This window comes from Bradyrhizobium sp. USDA3516 (genome assembly GCF_057651995.1).
In genome coordinates this window covers 357,715-374,530 of the sequence record NZ_JBYGYN010000008.1, presented here as the reverse complement: position 1 = coordinate 374,530, position 16,816 = coordinate 357,715, and the positions used below count along the sequence as shown (strand labels likewise).

Sequence of the window (16,816 nt, the reverse complement as noted above, 5' to 3'; positions counted from 1 at the left end):
ACGAGACCAGGCAAAGCTCGGGCGAAATGCGCCGCGGGGCTGAATACGCACGTCTGCGTCCACACCTTCGGTGTCATTCCCCGCGAAGGCGGGCGATCCAGTACTCCGGAACGCCAATGATTGAATCGAGAGGCCGCGGCGTACTGGATTCCCCGCCTGCCGCCTACGCTAAAGCTTCGGCGCCCCTGGACCTCAACCCCGGCGAAGCCTTGGCGTAGCCGGGTCGCGGGGAATGACAACTCGGACGACGAGCGCCGCCCCCGTATGGACTTGCCCGCCGCGATCCGGTTCAATGGCAACGAGCTTTCAGGCGATCGGGCAGGCTAGGTGGCATGCACCAGGCCATGCGAGGGCATCCCGCGCCCCTTGCGCGAAGCCCGACGGAGTGCTTTTTGCTGAAAGTTCCCCGTGGGGCGCGCATCGCCCCCGATCCAGAGAGATGAGATGAGCAAACTCGTTATCCGCGCCGGCGATTTCACCTTCGATGCCCGTTTCGAGGAGCAAGCGGCGCCCAAGACCGTCGCCGCCTTCCGCAAGGCGCTACCGTTCGAAAGCCACATCATCCATGTGCGCTGGAGCGGCGAGGGCGTGTGGATGCCGCTCGGCGACCTCGACTTTGGCGTCGGCTACGAGAACCACACCAGCTATCCCGCGCCCGGCCAGATCATCCTCTATCCCGGCGGCATCAGCGAGACCGAGATCCTGCTGGCCTATGGCGGCGTGCATTTCGCGAGCAAGATGGGCCAGCTCGCCGGCAACCATTTCATCACGCTGACCTCGGGCCTGGAGAATCTGGCGACGCTGGGCAAAAGCGTGCTGTGGAAGGGCGCGCTGCCGATCCGCTTCGAGGAAGTCTGAGTGACCGAGCCCCGCTACCCGCGCGATCTCCGTGGCTACGGCCGCAACCCGCCGCATCCGCAATGGCCGGGTGACGCGCGGGTCGCGGTGCAGTTCGTCGTCAATTTCGAGGAAGGCGGCGAGAACAACATCCTGCACGGCGACCGCGCCTCGGAAGCCTTCCTGTCCGATGTGCTCGGCGCGCAGCCCTGGCCGGGCCAGCGCCACGCCAACATCGAATCCATGTTCGAATATGGCTCGCGCGCCGGCTTCTGGCGGCTGTGGCGGATGTTCAACGAGCGCAACTGGCCGACCACGGTGTTCGGCGTCGCCACCGCGCTCAAGCGCAATCCCGAGATTGTCGCGGCCATGAAGGAGGCGGGCTGGGATATCGCCAGCCACAGCCTGAAATGGATCGAGCACAAGGACATGACCGAGGCGCAGGAGCGCGCCGAGATCGCCGAGTCGATCCGCGTGCATACCGAGGCGACGGGCTCGCGGCCGCTCGGCTGGTACACCGGGCGCTCCTCGATCAACACCAATCGTCTGCTGATGGAGGAAGGCGGCTTCCTCTATCTCTGCGACTCCTATGCCGACGATCTGCCCTATTGGGTCAAGGGCACGGGCGGCAAGCAGCTCATCATTCCCTATACGCTCGATGCCAACGACATGCGCTTCATCAACCCGCAAGGGTTTGCCGAAGGCGAGCAGTTTTACACCTACTTGAAGGACGCCTTCGACGTGCTCTACGCGGAGGGTGAGAACGCGCCGAAGATGATGTCGGTCGGTCTGCATTGCCGCCTCGCCGGCCGGCCTGGCCGCGCAGCAGGCTTGATCCGCTTCCTCGACTATATCGGCAAGCACGAGCGCGTCTGGGTGCCGACGCGGCTGCAGATCGCGCAGCACTGGCACCAGAAGCACACCCATCTTGCCGCCGACGCATTCGAGATCGGGTGAGATGATGTCGAAAGTCTCGCTCGCCGATCTCAACGCTGCAAGCGCGGCCGACTTCATCGCGGCGCTCGCCAACGTCGTCGAATATTCGCCCTGGATCGCCGAGCAACTCGCGGCAAAGCGGCCGTTCGCCGGCATCAATGAGCTGCACGCCGCCCTGATGGCGGCGATCCAGAGCGCCGAGCCCGACGTGCAGCTGGCGCTGATCCGGGCGCATCCCGATCTCGCCAACAAGACGCAGCGCGCCGCCGGCCTCACGACGGAATCGACCGACGAGCAGAACAGCGCCGGCCTCGACCGGCTGTCGGATGCCGAATACGCTGCGTTCGAGCGGGCCAACAATGCCTACCGCGACAAGTTCGGCTTCCCCTACATCGTCTGCGTGCGCCGTCACACCAGGGATTCCGTGCTGCGCGACTTCGAGGCGCGGCTGCTCAACATCGCCAAGACCGAGATAAGGCGTGCGATCGAGGAGATCGGCCGCATCTCCGCGCTGCGGCTCGACCAGCTCGTCGCAGCCGACGACAGGCTGAAGGTGCACGGCCGGCTCTCCACCCATGTGCTGGACAACCAGATCGGCAAGCCCGCACCTGGCATCCCGATCGAGCTTGTGGAGCTCGCGAGCCTCGGCGAGAGCCGCGTCATCGCGCGCACGGTGACCAATGCCGACGGCCGCACCGACCAGCCGCTGATCGGCGGCCGTCCGCTGCCGATCGGCCGCTACGAGCTCCGCTTCAGCGTTGCCAAATATTACGCCGCGCGCAACGTGCCGCTGTCCGACCCGCCGTTCCTCGACGAGATCCCGCTGCGCTTTGCGATCAGCGAGCCGGAAAGCCATTACCACGTGCCGCTGCTGGTCACGCCCTGGAGCTACTCGACCTATCGCGGCAGCTAAACATGCTGGGCCGATGCGGCGGCTGACGCTGCGTCAGCTTCCGCGCTCGCGCCGCCGCTCAATCCGTTGAAGAAGGCATTGAGCAGCACCGACACGACCGCGCAGAGCAGAATGCCGGACTCCAGCAGCGGGTGCAGATTGTGCGGCAGATTGCGGAAAAAACCGGGAGCGACGAGCGGGATCAGTCCAAAGCCGATTGAGATCGCGACAATGAAGAGATTGTAGCGGTTGTTGCGGAAATCGACCGCGGCCAGGATGCGTGCGCCGGTGGCCGCCACCATGCCGAACATCACGAGGCCGGCGCCGCCGAGCACGACCAGCGGCACCGCCTCCACCAGCGCAGCGAGCTTCGGCAACAGCCCGAGCACGAGCAGGATGCAGCCCCCCGTCACCGTCACCCAGCGCGAGCGCACGGCCGTGACCGAGACGAGGCCAACATTCTGCGAAAACGAGGTATAGGGAAACGTGTTGAAGATGCCGCCGAGCAGCGTGCCGAGGCCGTCGGCGCGCAAGCCCCGGCTCAGGGCTTCGCGGTCGACGGTCTTGCCGGTGATCTCGCCGAGCGCCAGGAACATGCCGAGCGATTCGATCATCACCACGATCATGACGATGCACATGGTGATGACAGGCACGAGGTGGAATTGCGGCATGCCGAAGCGGAAGGGAATCACGAGTGCGCCCCAGGAGGCGGCGGCGACCTTGTCGAAATGCATCACGCCCAGAATGCTCGCGAGCACCGCGCCGGCGATGATGCCGAGCAGCACGGCGACGTTGGCGAGAAAGCCGCTGCCCCATTTGATCAGGGCGAGGATGACGAGCAGCACGAACAGCGAGATGCCGAGCCCCTGCAATTGCGCATAGGCCGGATTGGGAAAGCTGCCGGGAACGCCGTCGACCACCTTCGTCAATGTCGGCAGGCCGCCGCCGGCCCAATTGATGCCGACGCGCATCAGGGAGATGCCGATGATGAGAATGATGGTACCGGTGACGACGGGAGGAAACAGCGGCAGCAGCCGGCTGACGAACGGCGCAACGACGATGCCGAACAGGCCAGCGGCGATCACGGAGCCGTAGATGCCGAGCAGGCCGATGTCCGGAGAAGCCGCCATCGACAGCATCGGGCCGACCGAAGCAAAGGTCACGCCCATCATCACGGGCAGGCGGATGCCGACGCCGGGGAAGCCGAGGCACTGGACCAGCGTCACAAGTCCGCAGGCGAACAGGTCGGCGCTGATCAGGAAGGCGACGTCCTCCGGCGGCAGCTTCAGCGCGCGGCCGACGATGAGAGGGACCGCGACCGCGCCGGCATACATCACCAGCACGTGCTGGAGCCCGAGCGCGAGCAGGCGCGGGACCGGCAGGACCTCGTCGACGGGATGGACGTCGTTGCTCATGGATGTATTCCCCGAAACATGCATCTAGCCAAATTTGTCATGGAGCGCCGGAAACAGCCGGTCCGGCTTGAAGGGCGGCGCGGAGAAGCGAATGCCGGTGGCATCCGCGATCGCGTTGCCGAGCGCGGCGGCGACCGGATTGTACGGGCTCTCGCTCATCGACTTCGCGCCGAGCGGGCCGATCGTGTCGGACGTCTCGGCGAAGAACACCTCCGTGCGCGGCACGTCGGCGAAAGAGGGCAGGTGGTAGTCGCGGAATTTCGGATTGGTGACGCGCCCGCTCGCGTCGATCACCATCTCCTCGTAGAGCGCAGCGCCGAGCGCCTGTGCCACGCCGCCTTCGACCTGACCGCGGCACTGCATGGGATTGGCGACGACGCCGGCGTCCGCGGCGTGCACGCTCCTGAGAATCCGGAGCTCGCCGGTCGCCTTGTTCACCGCGACGCGAAAGCCCTGCACGTTGAAGCCGACCGATCGGGGCGTGCCGCCGGACGTGCCGCTGCCTGCGAACGGCCGGCCGCGCTCGCGGGCGAGCTTCGCCAGCTCCGTGAAAGGCATGCGGCGGACGCCGCTGACGACGGAGTCCGCATCGAGCGCGCAAGTCTCCACATCGCACAGCCAGGCCGCGGCGGCTGCCGCCTTCAGCTCGTTCGCAAGCTGCATGGCTGCCGCATGCGTCGCCTTGCCCGCGACGAAGGTGCCGGCGCTGCCATACGCGCCGGTGTCGTGGCCGCCATGGGCGGTGTCGGACTGGCGCAGATGGATTCTCGCGACGGTCGTCGCCAGCGTGGTCGCCGCGATCTGGCGATGCACGGTGCTAGTGCCGTTGCCGAACTCGGCCGTGCCGACGGTGAGGTCGAAGCCGCCGTCGTCGTTGAGCGCGATCGTCGCGTCCGCGAAGTGGCCGGCCGGCGGCACGGTGTCGATCATGGTCAGCGCGATGCCGTCGCCGATCAGCCAATCCGGCGACAGCTCCGGCTGCGGCGTGTCGGCCTGCATCGCGCGCTCGACCAGATCGAGGCACTGGTCGAGCCCGTAGGAGCCGTAGAGCACGTCGTGATATTCGGACGGCGGCGGCGACAGCATGGGATCGCCAGGCCTCACGATATTGCGCCGGCGCATCTCGTAGGGGCTGAGGCCGAGCTGCCCCGCCAGTTCGTCGATCGCCGCCTCCACCGCGATCAGCGCCTGCGGCAGGCCATAGCCGCGAAACGCGCCCGCCGGCACGGTGTTGGTGTAGACGGCGTGGCCGTCGACCCGCTTGTTCGGGCAATTGTAGACGGCGATGGACTCCGCCAGCGCGTGGAACATCACGGGGCCGGCATGATTGCCGTAGGCGCCGGTGTTGGAGAGCACGTCGAGCTGGAGCGCGGTGAGCTTGCCGTCGCCGTCGGCTCCGGCTTTGACATGGATCCGCATCGGATGCCGCGTCGAGGTCGCGACGAACTGCTCCTCGCGTGTCAGCTCCAGCTTCACCGGCCGCCCGGTCCTGAGCGCGGCAAGCGCCAGGATGTCCTCGACGAACATCTCCTGCTTGCCGCCGAACCCGCCGCCGACGCGCTCGCAGAACACGCGGACCTTGTCCACGGGGAGCTGGAAGATGTCCGACAGCGCACGCCGGGTCAGGAACGGCACCTGCGTCGAGGTGCGGACGTTGAGCACGCCGGAATCATCGAGCCAGGCAAGGCCGCCATGGGTCTCGAGCGCGGCGTGCTGCACGCGGTGACTGTGAAAGGTGGCCTCATAGGTGGCGGCAGACGTGGCGAGGGCCGATGCGACATCGCCGAATTCGCCATGCGTCTCCGCGACCAGGTTGCGCTGGGCATCGGCAACGCGGTTCGCGCTGGTGCGGTCGGGATGGATGAGCGGCGCACCCGGGGCCATCGCCAGCTCTGGATCGATCAGCGCCGGCAGGATCTCGTAATTGACTCTCAGCGCGCGGCACGCTGCCTCCGCGGCGGCCTCGGTCTCGGCGACGACGGCGGCAACCTTCTGGCCGATGAAGCGGACGACGTCATCCAGGACGCGGGTATCCTCGGGGTCCATCCAGTCCTTCTCGTGCCGCGCCGTCGACATCAGGACGGACGGCGCATCCTCGTGCGTCAGCACGGCGTGCACACCGGGGATGCTCATCGCGTCCGACTTGTCGATCGCGACGATCCTGGCATGCGCATGCGGCGAGCGCAGCAGCTTGATGTGCAGCAGGCCGTCGATGGCGGTGTCGAAGGTGTAGCGTGCCGTGCCGCGGACCACGTCCGGGCCTGCAGGGGCCGGCAGGCTGCGGCCGAAGGCGGCGCCGGCCTCGACGTTCGCCTCGACATTGGACTTGCCGAGGATCGCGTCCTCGATCGATCGATAGCCAGTGCAGCGGCAGATATTGCCCTTCAGCGCCGTGCCGAGATCGGTGCGCTGCGCCTGGTTCAGCGAGGCGCAGGTCAGGATCATGCCGGCGGTGCAGAAGCCGCATTGAAAGCCCTGCGCATCGAGGAAGGCCTGCTGCATCGGATGCGTGCCGTGATCGCCGCCAAGGCCTTCGATCGTGGTCACGCTGCGTCCCTCGGTCCGGAACGCGGGGATCAGGCAGCTGTGCACCGGCTCGCCGTCCAGCAGCACGGTGCAGGCGCCGCAGTCGCCGGCATCACAGCCCTTCTTCACGCCGAAATGGCCGAGCTCGCGCAGGAACGTGCGCAGGCACTGGCCGGCGCGCGGCTCCTGGGAGAACGCCTTGCCATTGACCTCCAGGCTCATGCGGCTGTCGCTCCCGAGAGCTCGCCGCGAATCTCCTCGGCCAGGCGCAGCGTCATGTGCTTGCGCCAGAATGGCGAGCCATGGATATCGGTGTGGTACAGGTCGTCGGTAATCTCCTGCATGAGCGCGGCGCGCAGCGCGCTTGCGTCCGGGGCTTTGCGGAAGCGCAGCTGGATCGGCCGCACCGTCGACGCGGTGACCGTGAGTGTCAGCGTATCGTTGGCTTCGAGACTGCCGATCAGCAGCGCCGCCGAGCGGCCAACCGGCGCCAGCGAGATCTGGCGGAAGGCCGTGCGGCGCTTCAGTGCGGGAAGCGGGATGTCGATCTGCCGAAGCAGGTCGCCTGGCATCAGGCGATTGCGCTGGTTGCCGGTGACGAATTCGGTGACCGGAAGCCTCTGTTCACCGCCGCCGGCCTTCCAGATGGTGCAGACGCCGTCGAGCGCCGACGTCAGCGAGATCATCGGTCCCGCCGGCAGCGACATGCAGAGATTGCCGCCGACGGTCGCGGTCTTCCAGATCTTGAACGAGGCAAGGAAGGCCCGGCAGCACTGGTTGATCAGCGGCGCTGCGAGCCAATCGGAGGGGCAGGCGAGTCCATCGAGCTCTGCGATGGTGCAAGTGGCGCCGATCGAGAGGTGGCTCGCGGTGATCCTCAGTGCCGGCCATTTCAGATCGGTGAGATCGATCAGTCGCGTCAGATGCGTTTGCGGCTCCGAGAACAGCCAGGTGCCGCCCGCGAGCCAAGCATCACCTGCCGTCCAAACGGGCAGCTGTGCGCGCGTTTGCGGATGGGCGACAGCTGTGATGGTATTCAAGTCCATGGCTGCGCCAACGCTTCCGACGGTTGAATGGTCCGAGCGAAGTGTTGCAAGACGGGAGCCAAGTGGCAACAACAAGTCGAAGCAAGGACGCAATCGTCCTCGGCCTCGCAGGTCCGCCGTCAGCGTAGGTGAGGAGAAGCAGGATCATGACTGAGGCAAGTTCGACCTGGATCAGGGATCCCCTGGCCATCCTCGCCGACGGGGCCGAGCGCGGCATTGTCGTGAAGGGCGGCCGGATTGTCGAGCTCGTGCCGGCGGGCGGTGTGCCTGCAAGTAGGGATGTTGCAGTGTTCGATGCGGGCGAACACGTCGTGCTGCCGGGCCTGATCAATACCCATCATCATTTCTACCAGACTCTGACGCGGGCGCTACCGGCCGCGATGGACCGCGAGCTGTTTCCCTGGCTCCAGGCGCTCTATCCAGTGTGGGCGAGGCTGACGCCGGAAGCGCTCGAGCTCGGCGTCACCGTGGCGATGTCCGAGCTGTTGCTCTCCGGCTGCACCACCACGACGGATCATCACTATGTCTTCCCGGCCGGACTCGAAGACGCCATCGATATCGAGGTGGCGGTGGCGAAGCGCCTCGGCATGCGCGTGCTGCTGACGCGCGGCTCGATGAACCTGTCGCAGCGCGACGGCGGCCTGCCGCCAGACAGCGTCGTGCAGGACGAGGACACCATTCTCGCCGACAGCGCCCGCGTGGTCGCCAGGCATCACCAGCGCGGCGCGGATGCGATGGTGCAGATTGCGCTGGCGCCATGCTCGCCGTTCTCGGTGACGACGTCGCTGATGAGCGCCACGGCCGATCTCGCCGACAAGCTCGATTTGCGCCTGCACACCCATCTCGCCGAGACCGAGGACGAGAACAGATTCTGCCAGCAGATGTATGGCTGCCGTCCGCTCGACTATCTCGAGCAATGCGGCTGGCTCAATGCCCGCACCTGGCTCGCCCATGGAATCTTCTTCAATCCGGACGAGATGAGGCGGCTCGGCAAGGCCGGCACGACGATTAGCCATTGTGCGTGCAGCAACCAGCTGCTCGCGTCGGGCTGTTGCCCGGTGTGCGACATGGAGGAAGCAGGCGTCGGGATCGGCATTGGTGTCGATGGCTCGGCCTCCAACGACGGATCCAACCTGATGCAGGAGGTCCGGGCCGCGTTCCTGCTGCAGCGTGCGCGGTACGGCGTCACCAAGGTCAGCCACAAGGATGCGCTGCGCTGGGCCACCAAGGGCTCGGCGGCGTGTGTCGGCCGGCCGGAACTCGGCGACATTGCCGTCGGCAAGGCCGCCGATCTCGCGCTGTTCAGGCTCGACGAGCTGCGTTTCTCCGGTCACGGCGATCCGCTGGCTGCGCTCGTGCTCTGCGGGGCGCATCGCGCCGACCGGGTGATGGTGGCTGGAAAATGGGCGGTGATCGACGGTGCGATCCCGGGTCTCGATGTGGCAGACCTCATCCGCCGCCACAGTTCCGCGGCGCGGGCCATGCAGGCCGGATAGTCGGGCGAAATAGAAAGAGGGGGCAGCCACAAGTGCCGGGTGCTTCTGGCCACCCCCTCCGAACCTCCTCCGGGAGGAGCAGGTGATTTAGTCAATGCAAGAAGCGTGCTACTTGCCCGGCAGCTTGTCGTCGATGCCTTTGACGTAGAAATTCATACCGAGAATCTGACCGTCATCGAGGTGAGCGCCGCCCTTGCACTCGACCGGCTTGCCGTCCTGCCCAACGATCGGGCATTTGAACGGATGCAGCTTGCCCGCGGTGATCGCGGCCTGGGCATCCTCGGCCATTTTTTTCACATCGCCGGGCATGTTGGTGTAGGGCGCCATCGTGAACATGCGGCTGTCGAGGCCACCCCAGGTGTCCTCGGACTTCCAGGTGCCGGCGAGCTCGGCCTTGACGCGCTCGATATAATAGGGCCCCCAATTGTTGATGATCGAGGTCAGCTGGGCCTTTGGCCCGAACTGGATCATTTCGGAATCCTGGCCGAAGGCCAGCTTGCCGCGTTCGCTGGCGATTTGCATCGCCGCCGGCGAATCCGTGTGCTGCATGATGACGTCGGCGCCCTGGTCGATCAGCGCCTTGGCCGCGTCGGCTTCCTTGCCGGGGTCGAACCAGGTGTTTGCCCAGATGATCTTGACCTTGATGTTCGGGTTGATGGTCTGCGCCGCCAGGATCGTCGCATTGATGCCGGAGACGACCTCCGGAATCGGGAACGAGCCGATATAGCCGAGCACGCCCGACTTCGACATCTTGGCCGCGATCAGGCCTTGAATGTAGCGGCCCTGATACCATTTCGCCGAATAGGTCGACATGTTCGGGTTGCGCTTGTAGCCGGTGGCGTGCTCGAAATGCACGTTCGGATATTTCTTGGCGACTTTCAGCGTCGGATCCATGTAGCCGAACGATGTGGTGAAGATCAGCTTGTTGCCGGCGCGGACGAGCTGCTCGATCGCTCGCTCGGAGTCCGGGCCTTCGGGCACGTTCTCGAGATAAGTGGTCTCGATCTTGTCGCCCAGTTCCTTCACCAGCGCCTGGCGACCGAGGTCGTGCTGATAGGTCCAGCCGAGGTCTCCGATCGGACCGAGATAGACGAAGCCGACTTTCAGCTTGTCGGCGGCGGAGGCCGCACTGACGCTCCCGGCGAGCAAGAGCCCGGCAGCCAATGCAAGAAGTGATTTCCTCATCATCGATCTCCAAACTTCGGGGCAAGCCACGATCCGCAGCATGCGCGCCCCATCGTGCACACGGCGGAAACGAAATCTAGCGGTCGGGCACGAACACCGTGCCGAGCGCGGCCGGCGCGGTCGAGCCGCCGGTGCGCGCGCGGGAGATAAGGACCAGCACGATGACGGTCGCGAGATAAGGCAGCGCCGACATGAATTGCGAGGGAATGCCGACGCCCCATCCCTGCGCGTGCAGTTGTAGGATCGTCACCGCGCCGAACAGATAGGCGCCGACGACGAGCCGGCCCGGCCGCCAGGACGAGAACACCACCAGCGCCAGCGCGATCCAACCACGGCCGGCGGTCATGCCCGGAATGAAGAACGGCGTATAGGCGAGCGGCAGATAGGCGCCCGCAAGACCCGCGCAGGCGCCGCCGAACATCACGGCGAAGGTGCGGATGCGCAGGACGGGATAGCCGAGCGCATGCGCGGAAACGTGATTGTCGCCGCAGGCGCGCAGGATCAATCCCGCCCGGGTGCGGTACAGGAACCACCACACCGCGACGATCAGCGCGATCGAGAAATAGACGAAGCCATTCTCGCCGAACAGCACGCGGCCGATCAGGGGGACATCAGTAAGACCGGGAATGGCGAGGTGCACGGCCGGCGTGATGCGCTCGCCGACGAAGCGGGCGCCGATCAGGCCCGAGAGCCCGACGCCGAGGATGGTCAGCGCGAGGCCGGTTGCGACCTGGTTGACGGCGAGCCCGAGCGCCATCAGCGCGAAGACCAGCGACATCAGCGTGCCGGCGGCGATGCCGAACAGCGCCCCGGTAAAGATCGATCCGGTCAGCCAGGCCCCGGCAAAGCCACAGGCCGCGCCGACGATCATCATGCCCTCGACCCCGAGGTTGAGCACGCCGGAACGCTCGGCCACGAGCTCGCCGGTCGCCGCAATCAACAGCGGCGTCGACGCAGCAAGCACCGCCAGGATGATGGCCTCAACCAGCTCCACGGGCCACCTTTCGGTTCGGGAACACCAGCTTGAAGCGGTACAGAATGAGGGAGTCGCAGGCGAGCACGTAGAACAGCAGAATGCCCTGAAAGACCTTGGTGACGTCCAAGGGAATCTTCATCGCGATCTGCGCCTGCTCGCCGCCGATAAAGGTCAACGCGAGGAAGAGGCCTGCAACTAGTATTCCAAGCGGGTTCAGCCGGCCGAGGAAAGCGACGATGATCGCGGTAAAGCCGTAGCCTGGCGAGATGCCGGGCTGGAGATGCCCGACCGGACCCGCCACCTCGATGATGCCGGCAAGCCCGGCCAGCGCCCCGGAGACGGCGAAGGTCAGGATGATCAGCTGGTTGGCGTTGAAGCCGCCGAACCGAGCTGCACGCGGCGCGGCGCCGACCACGCGGATCTCGAAACCCTTGATGGTGCGCCCGAGCAGGATCGCGGCTGCCGCGACGACGAGCAGGGCGATGATCGAGCCGATATGCAGCCTGCCGCCTTCGATCAGCAACGGCACGGTCGCGACCGGATCGAACTCGGCGGTGGTCGGGAAATTGAAGCCGTGCGGATCGCGCCAGGGGCCGCGCACGAGATAATCGAGGAAGAGGTCGGCGACATAAACCAGCATCAGGCTGGTGAGGATCTCGCTGGCGCCGAACTTCACCTTGCAGATCGCCGGGATCAGCGCATAGAGCGCGCCCGCGGCGGCGGCGAGGACGAGCATAGCCGGCAGCACCCAGGCGCCGGCATCAGTGCCTTGCGTCTTCACCGCGATCCAGCTTCCCGCAACTGCGCCGATCAGGAATTGCCCTTCGGCCCCGATGTTCCAGGCGTTGGCGAGATAGCACAGCGACAGGCCAATCGCGATCATCACCAGCGGCGTCGCCTTCACCGCGATCTCCTGGAGCGAATAGCCGTCGGTGAGGGGCGCAATGAAATAGGCGTGCAGGGCTAGCAGCGGATTCTTGCCGAGGATCGCGAACAGGATGACCATGGTCACGATGGTGAGGCCAATCGCGATCAGGGGCGAGACCAGCGCGATCGTGCCGGAGCGCTCGGCGCGCTTCTCAAGCACCAGCTGCATGTGCGATCTCCTTCGGCTCCAGGCTGCTGCCGCCCATCAGAAGGCCCAGCTTCTCGCGGCTTGCTTCGCGTGCCGAGAGCGGAGCCGACAGCTTGCCGTGGTACATCACGGCGATGCGGTCGGCGATCTCGGCGAGCTCGACGAGATCCTGGCTGGTCACGAGCACCGCGGCGCCTGCTGTGGCGAGATCAAGCAGGGCCTGACGGATGACGGCGGCGGCGCCGGCGTCGACGCCCCAGGTCGGCTGGCTCAACACCAGCACCGCGGGGTTGCGCAGGATCTCGCGTCCCACGATGAACTTCTGCAGGTTGCCGCCGGACAGGCTCGCGGCCTCGGGATCGCGCTTGGCCTTGCGGACGTCGAAGGTTTCGGTCGCGCGGTCGACCGTTCTCAGCGTGGCCGCCGTATCGATGAAGCCGCGATGGACCATGCCGCTCGCGGCATGACCGGTGAGCAGCGCGTTCTCCGACAGTCTCATCCGCGGCGCGGTGCCGTGGCCGAGCCGCTCCTCGGGCACGAAAGCCGCGCCCAGCTTGCGCCGCTGTGTGATCGAAAGGTGGCCGGCGGCGATGCCCTCGATCACCACCGTCCCGGGGTCCTTCGCGAGGCGCTCGCCGGACAGCGCTGCGAACAATTCGTCCTGGCCGTTCCCGGCGACGCCGGCAATGCCGAGGATCTCGCCGCCCTTCAGCTCGAATGAGATGTGCTCCAGCCGCACGCCGTGCGGCTCGGCGGGGGCGAGCGAGAGATCGTTGACGACGAGCCGCGGCACCGTGGTCTTGCGGCCGGATGCAGCCTTCACCTCCTTGATCTCGCCACCGACCATCATCCGCGCAAGCGAGGCGGCGGTTTCGAGTCGGGGGTTGCAGGTGGCGACCTTCCGGCCGCCGCGCAGGATCGTCGCGGTGTCACAGAGCCGCTTCACCTCCTCCAGCTTGTGGCTGATATAGAGGATGGCGCGGCCTTCGGACTTGAGACGCTCCAGTACGATGAAGAGCTGGTCGGCCTCCTGCGGCGTCAGCACCGCGGTGGGCTCGTCCAGGATCAGGAACTTCGGATCCTGCATGAGGGCGCGGACGATCTCGATGCGCTGACGCTCGCCGACGGAGAGTTGCCACACCTCGCGCCTGGGATCGAGCGGCAGACCGTATGTCTTCGACACCTGTTCCAGCCGGGCCGACATGTCCTTGAAGGATTCCTTGCCGTCGAGGCCGAGCGCGACGTTCTCGGCAACCGTGAGATTGTCGAACAGCGAGAAGTGCTGGAACACCATGCCGATGCCGCGGCTCCGCGCTTCGGAAGGACCGGACAGCACGATCCGCTCGCCCCGCCAGTGAATCTCGCCGGCGCTGGGCTGGATCAGTCCATAGATCGCCTTGACCAGCGTCGACTTGCCGGCGCCGTTCTCGCCCAATAGGGCGTGGATTTGCCTCGGCCGGATCTCGATATCGATGCGATCGTTGGCGAGGAAATCGCCATAACACTTGGTGAGGGCGACGGTCCTCAGGAGCGGGACCTCGTCGGACTGCTGGCCGTTGGGCGTCGGATCTAACATTCGCTGCTGCGTTGCATGGGTCAGGTGCCTCAATATTGGGCCAGTTTGGACCGCGGCGTAAGATGCGAAAAGCCGCATTTCCTGCTCAATCCCGCGGCAGCAAGTACCGAACAGGAAGAGGGCAGCCTCGCTATTTGATCCACACGCCTTCATGCAGCGCTTCGGCATCGTCCTCCAGCAGCGGGCCCACCACCTCCGTCGGCCGCTGGCCACAGGCAAAGACCTCGCGGCATGGCAGGTTGAGGGTTGCATTGTCCGGATGGTTGCCGGTGATGCCGCGCAGGCGGTGCTCGCTGAGGCCATAGACGACGCGGCCGATGCCGGCCCAGTAAATCGCGCCCGCACACATCGCGCAGGGTTCGGCTGAGGAATACAGCGTGGCTTTCGCCAGCACATCGCGACCGAGTGTACGGCAGGCCTGGGTGGCTGCGAGACGCTCAGCATGCGCGGTGCCGTCGTGATCCGGCATGTAGCCGTTCTCGGTCTCGATCAGCACCTTGCCGTTGGCATCGACGACGACGCAGCCGAAGGGGTGGTTGCCATGGGTGAGGGAACGGCGGGCAACCGCGAAGGAGAGGCGCAGGAAGTGCTCGTCGCGCCCCGATGCGTCGTCCATCTATCCTCCGTTCAGTGCCCTGCCATGTGGCGGCCGACCACCGTGAGATCGGCTTCGCTGGTCCGCGCTTCATACACGAATTCGCCGTGGAACATCACCACGAGCCTATCGGACAGTTCGAGCAGTTCGTCGAGATCCTCGCTGACGAGCAGGACGGCTGCGCCGCGGTTGCGCGCGGCCATGATCTCGGCGTGGATCTGCGCCACCGCCGCGAAATCGAGGCCGAAACAGGGGTTGGCGGCGATCAGCACTTCGACGTCGTCGCCGAGCTCGCGGGCCAGCACGGCCCGCTGCACGTTGCCGCCCGACAATGCCGAGATCGGCGTGTCCGGCGTTCGGGTCTTGATCTTGTACCGCGAGATCTTCGTCATGGCGTCGTCGCGAAAGGCGCGAGGGTTGAGCCACCAGCCGCCACGGGCGAAGGGCGCGCGGTCGAATTCACGGAAGGCGATGTTGTCGGCGACGCTCATGCCGCCGACGCAGGCATTCTTCAATGGCTCCTCGGGCAAGAGAGACATCTTGTGGCGCCGCATCTCGTCACGGCTGGCGCGGTAGGGACCGCCGGCGACACGGATCTCGCCGCTTTCGGCTTCGCGCTGGCCGGCCAGCACCTCGACCAGCTGGCGCTGGCCGTTGCCGGAGACACCGGCGATGCCGACGATCTCGCCAGCGCGAACGGTGAGCGAGACATCGTGCACGGCGACCGCGCCAGCATCGTCCAGGGCGCGGAGCTTTTGCAGCTCGAGCCTGGCCTGGCCGGCTTTGCCGGTGCGCGGCGGCTGCACCGTCAGCTCCTCGGCGCCGATCATGGTGCGGGCCATCGCGTCCGGCGTCAGCTCGGAAACCTTGCCGGCACCCGCGAGCTTGCCGCGGCGCAGGATGGTGACGTCATCGGCAAATGCCATGACCTCGCGGAACTTGTGCGTGATCATCAGGATGGTCAGTTCGCCCCTGACGACCATCTCGCGGAGCATGCCGAGCACTTCGTCGGCTTCCGCCGGGGTCAGCACCGAGGTCGGCTCGTCCAGGATCAGAAAGCGACGTTTCAGGTAGAGCTGCTTGAGGATCTCGCACTTCTGCCGTTCGCCGGCAGAGATGTCCGAAACTTTCGCGCCGAGCGGCACCCTGAAAGGCATGCGGCCCAAGAACGCCTCGAGTTCCTTCATCTCCTTCGGCCAGTTCACCACGGCCGGCACATCGTCGCGCGCCAGCACGAGGTTTTCGGCAACCGTCATGGCCGGCACCAACGTAAAATGCTGGTAGACCATGCCGAGGCCGAGCGCGTGGGCATCCTTCGGGTTGGCGATCGCCTGCTCGCGGCCGCCGACGAGGATGTCGCCTTCGGTCGCGTGGTAATAGCCCATGATGCATTTGACGAGGGTGGATTTGCCGGCGCCATTCTCGCCAAGCAGGGCGTGGAACGAGCCCGGCCGCACCTTCAGCTCGACCTTGTCCAGCGCCAGGAAATCGCCGAAGCGCATGGTCATGGCGAGGGCATCGACGCCGAAGGCGCCCGAGGGCGGTGGTGTTTCGCCGATGATCACGAAATCGCTCCGATGAAGGCGTCCGAGGTCGAGACTGCGCCGAACACGCCGCCCTGCATCTTGATCATCTTCAGCGCATGGTCGTGGTTGCTCTTGTCGGTCGCGCCGCAGCAATCCTGCAGCAGGACGCATTCGAAGCCGCGGTCGTTGGCCTCGCGCATCGTGGTGTGGACGCAGACGTCGGTCGTGATCCCGGTCAGCACGATGTTCTCGATGCCGCGCACGCGCAGGATCAGCTCCAGATCGGTGGCGCAGAACGAGCCCTTGCCGGGCTTGTCGATGATCGGCTCGCCCGGCAGCGGCGCCAATTCGGGAATGATGTCCCAGCCGGCCTCTCCGCGCACCAGGATGCGGCCGCAGGGACCGGGATCGCCGATGCCGGCGCCGATCTGGCGGGAGCGCCAGCGCTTGTTGGCGGGCAGGTCGGAGAGGTCTGGGCGGTGGCCCTCGCGGGTATGGATGATATGAAAGCCTTGGCTTCGCATCGCTGCGAGCAGCCGCTTGATTGGCTCGATCGGCGCCCGTGTCAGCGAGAGATCATAGCCCATCTTGTCGACATAGCCGCCGACGCCGCAGAAATCGGTCTGCATGTCGATGATGATCAGCGCGGTGTTCTCGGGGCGGAGATCGCCATTGTAAGGCCAGGCATAGGGCTCGGACTTGATGTAGCGCTCGGGCATGGACGACCTCGTGCGT

The 16,816-nt window shown here is 66.0% G+C and carries 14 protein-coding genes; 4 read left to right on the top strand and 10 right to left on the bottom strand.

Features of this window, described 5'->3' with window-relative positions:
* Positions 1-444 precede the first annotated feature (444 nt).
* Genes AC24YW_RS25525 through uraD form a run of 3 tightly spaced genes read left to right on the top strand, consistent with a single transcriptional unit; the run spans position 445 to position 2,686 of the window.
* Positions 445-858, top strand: a complete 414-nt coding sequence (locus AC24YW_RS25525) for a DUF3830 family protein (protein ID WP_036045261.1) — start codon at positions 445-447, stop codon at positions 856-858.
* Positions 859-1,794, top strand: coding sequence for an allantoinase PuuE (puuE, locus tag AC24YW_RS25520; RefSeq protein WP_487485305.1), 936 nt, complete (start codon positions 859-861; stop codon positions 1,792-1,794).
* A 4-nt stretch (positions 1,795-1,798) separates the two neighbouring features.
* Positions 1,799-2,686 carry a 2-oxo-4-hydroxy-4-carboxy-5-ureidoimidazoline decarboxylase gene (gene uraD, locus AC24YW_RS25515; RefSeq protein WP_487485349.1) on the top strand — a complete coding sequence of 296 codons (888 nt, stop codon included), beginning with the start codon at positions 1,799-1,801 and terminating at the stop codon, positions 2,684-2,686.
* Here the strand turns inward: uraD and AC24YW_RS25510 are convergent.
* The 3 genes from AC24YW_RS25510 to AC24YW_RS25500 are packed head-to-tail and all read right to left on the bottom strand — an operon-like array spanning position 2,683 to position 7,652.
* A complete protein-coding gene (locus AC24YW_RS25510; protein ID WP_487485304.1) occupies positions 2,683-4,080 on the bottom strand; it encodes a nucleobase:cation symporter-2 family protein in 1,398 nt (465 codons plus the stop codon). The two genes, uraD and AC24YW_RS25510, sit on opposite strands and share 4 nt — an antisense overlap.
* Positions 4,081-4,104: 24 nt before the next feature.
* Positions 4,105-6,828 carry a molybdopterin-dependent oxidoreductase gene (locus tag AC24YW_RS25505; RefSeq protein ID WP_487485303.1) on the bottom strand — a complete coding sequence of 908 codons (2,724 nt, stop codon included), beginning with the start codon at positions 6,826-6,828 and terminating at the stop codon, positions 4,105-4,107.
* On the bottom strand, positions 6,825-7,652 hold the full coding sequence (locus AC24YW_RS25500) for an FAD binding domain-containing protein (RefSeq protein WP_487485302.1): 828 nt from the start codon (positions 7,650-7,652) through the stop codon (positions 6,825-6,827). Before AC24YW_RS25500 ends, AC24YW_RS25505 begins: the two co-directional genes overlap by 4 nt.
* 146 nt (positions 7,653-7,798) lie before the next feature.
* On the opposite strand from AC24YW_RS25500, the gene AC24YW_RS25495 reads away from it, so the two are divergent.
* A complete protein-coding gene (locus AC24YW_RS25495) occupies positions 7,799-9,148 on the top strand; it encodes an 8-oxoguanine deaminase (protein WP_487485301.1) in 1,350 nt (449 codons plus the stop codon).
* 108 nt (positions 9,149-9,256) lie between these two features.
* On the opposite strand, the gene AC24YW_RS25490 is transcribed toward AC24YW_RS25495, so the two are convergent.
* The 7 genes from AC24YW_RS25490 to biuH all read right to left on the bottom strand — a co-directional run bounded on the left by AC24YW_RS25490 (position 9,257) and on the right by biuH (position 16,800).
* Positions 9,257-10,333, bottom strand: a complete 1,077-nt coding sequence (locus AC24YW_RS25490; protein ID WP_487485300.1) for a BMP family ABC transporter substrate-binding protein — start codon at positions 10,331-10,333, stop codon at positions 9,257-9,259.
* A gap of 76 nt (positions 10,334-10,409) precedes the next feature.
* Positions 10,410-11,327 (bottom strand): ABC transporter permease, encoded by a 918-nt coding sequence (locus AC24YW_RS25485; protein ID WP_487485299.1) that lies wholly within the window; start codon positions 11,325-11,327, stop codon positions 10,410-10,412.
* Positions 11,314-12,405 carry an ABC transporter permease gene (locus AC24YW_RS25480; RefSeq protein ID WP_487485298.1) on the bottom strand — a complete coding sequence of 364 codons (1,092 nt, stop codon included), beginning with the start codon at positions 12,403-12,405 and terminating at the stop codon, positions 11,314-11,316. Before AC24YW_RS25480 ends, AC24YW_RS25485 begins: the two co-directional genes overlap by 14 nt.
* Positions 12,389-13,960: an ABC transporter ATP-binding protein gene (locus AC24YW_RS25475; protein WP_487485297.1), complete on the bottom strand. Its 1,572-nt coding sequence runs from the start codon at positions 13,958-13,960 to the stop codon at positions 12,389-12,391. Before AC24YW_RS25475 ends, AC24YW_RS25480 begins: the two co-directional genes overlap by 17 nt.
* A gap of 130 nt (positions 13,961-14,090) precedes the next feature.
* Positions 14,091-14,576, bottom strand: a complete 486-nt coding sequence (locus AC24YW_RS25470; RefSeq protein WP_487485296.1) for a nucleoside deaminase — start codon at positions 14,574-14,576, stop codon at positions 14,091-14,093.
* Positions 14,577-14,587: 11 nt separating this feature from the next.
* Complete coding sequence (locus AC24YW_RS25465; RefSeq protein ID WP_487485295.1) at positions 14,588-16,120, bottom strand: ABC transporter ATP-binding protein; 1,533 nt, start codon at positions 16,118-16,120, stop codon at positions 14,588-14,590.
* Positions 16,117-16,800, bottom strand: a complete 684-nt coding sequence (gene biuH, locus AC24YW_RS25460) for a biuret amidohydrolase (RefSeq protein WP_487485294.1) — start codon at positions 16,798-16,800, stop codon at positions 16,117-16,119. Before biuH ends, AC24YW_RS25465 begins: the two co-directional genes overlap by 4 nt.
* Positions 16,801-16,816: the final 16 nt, after the last annotated feature.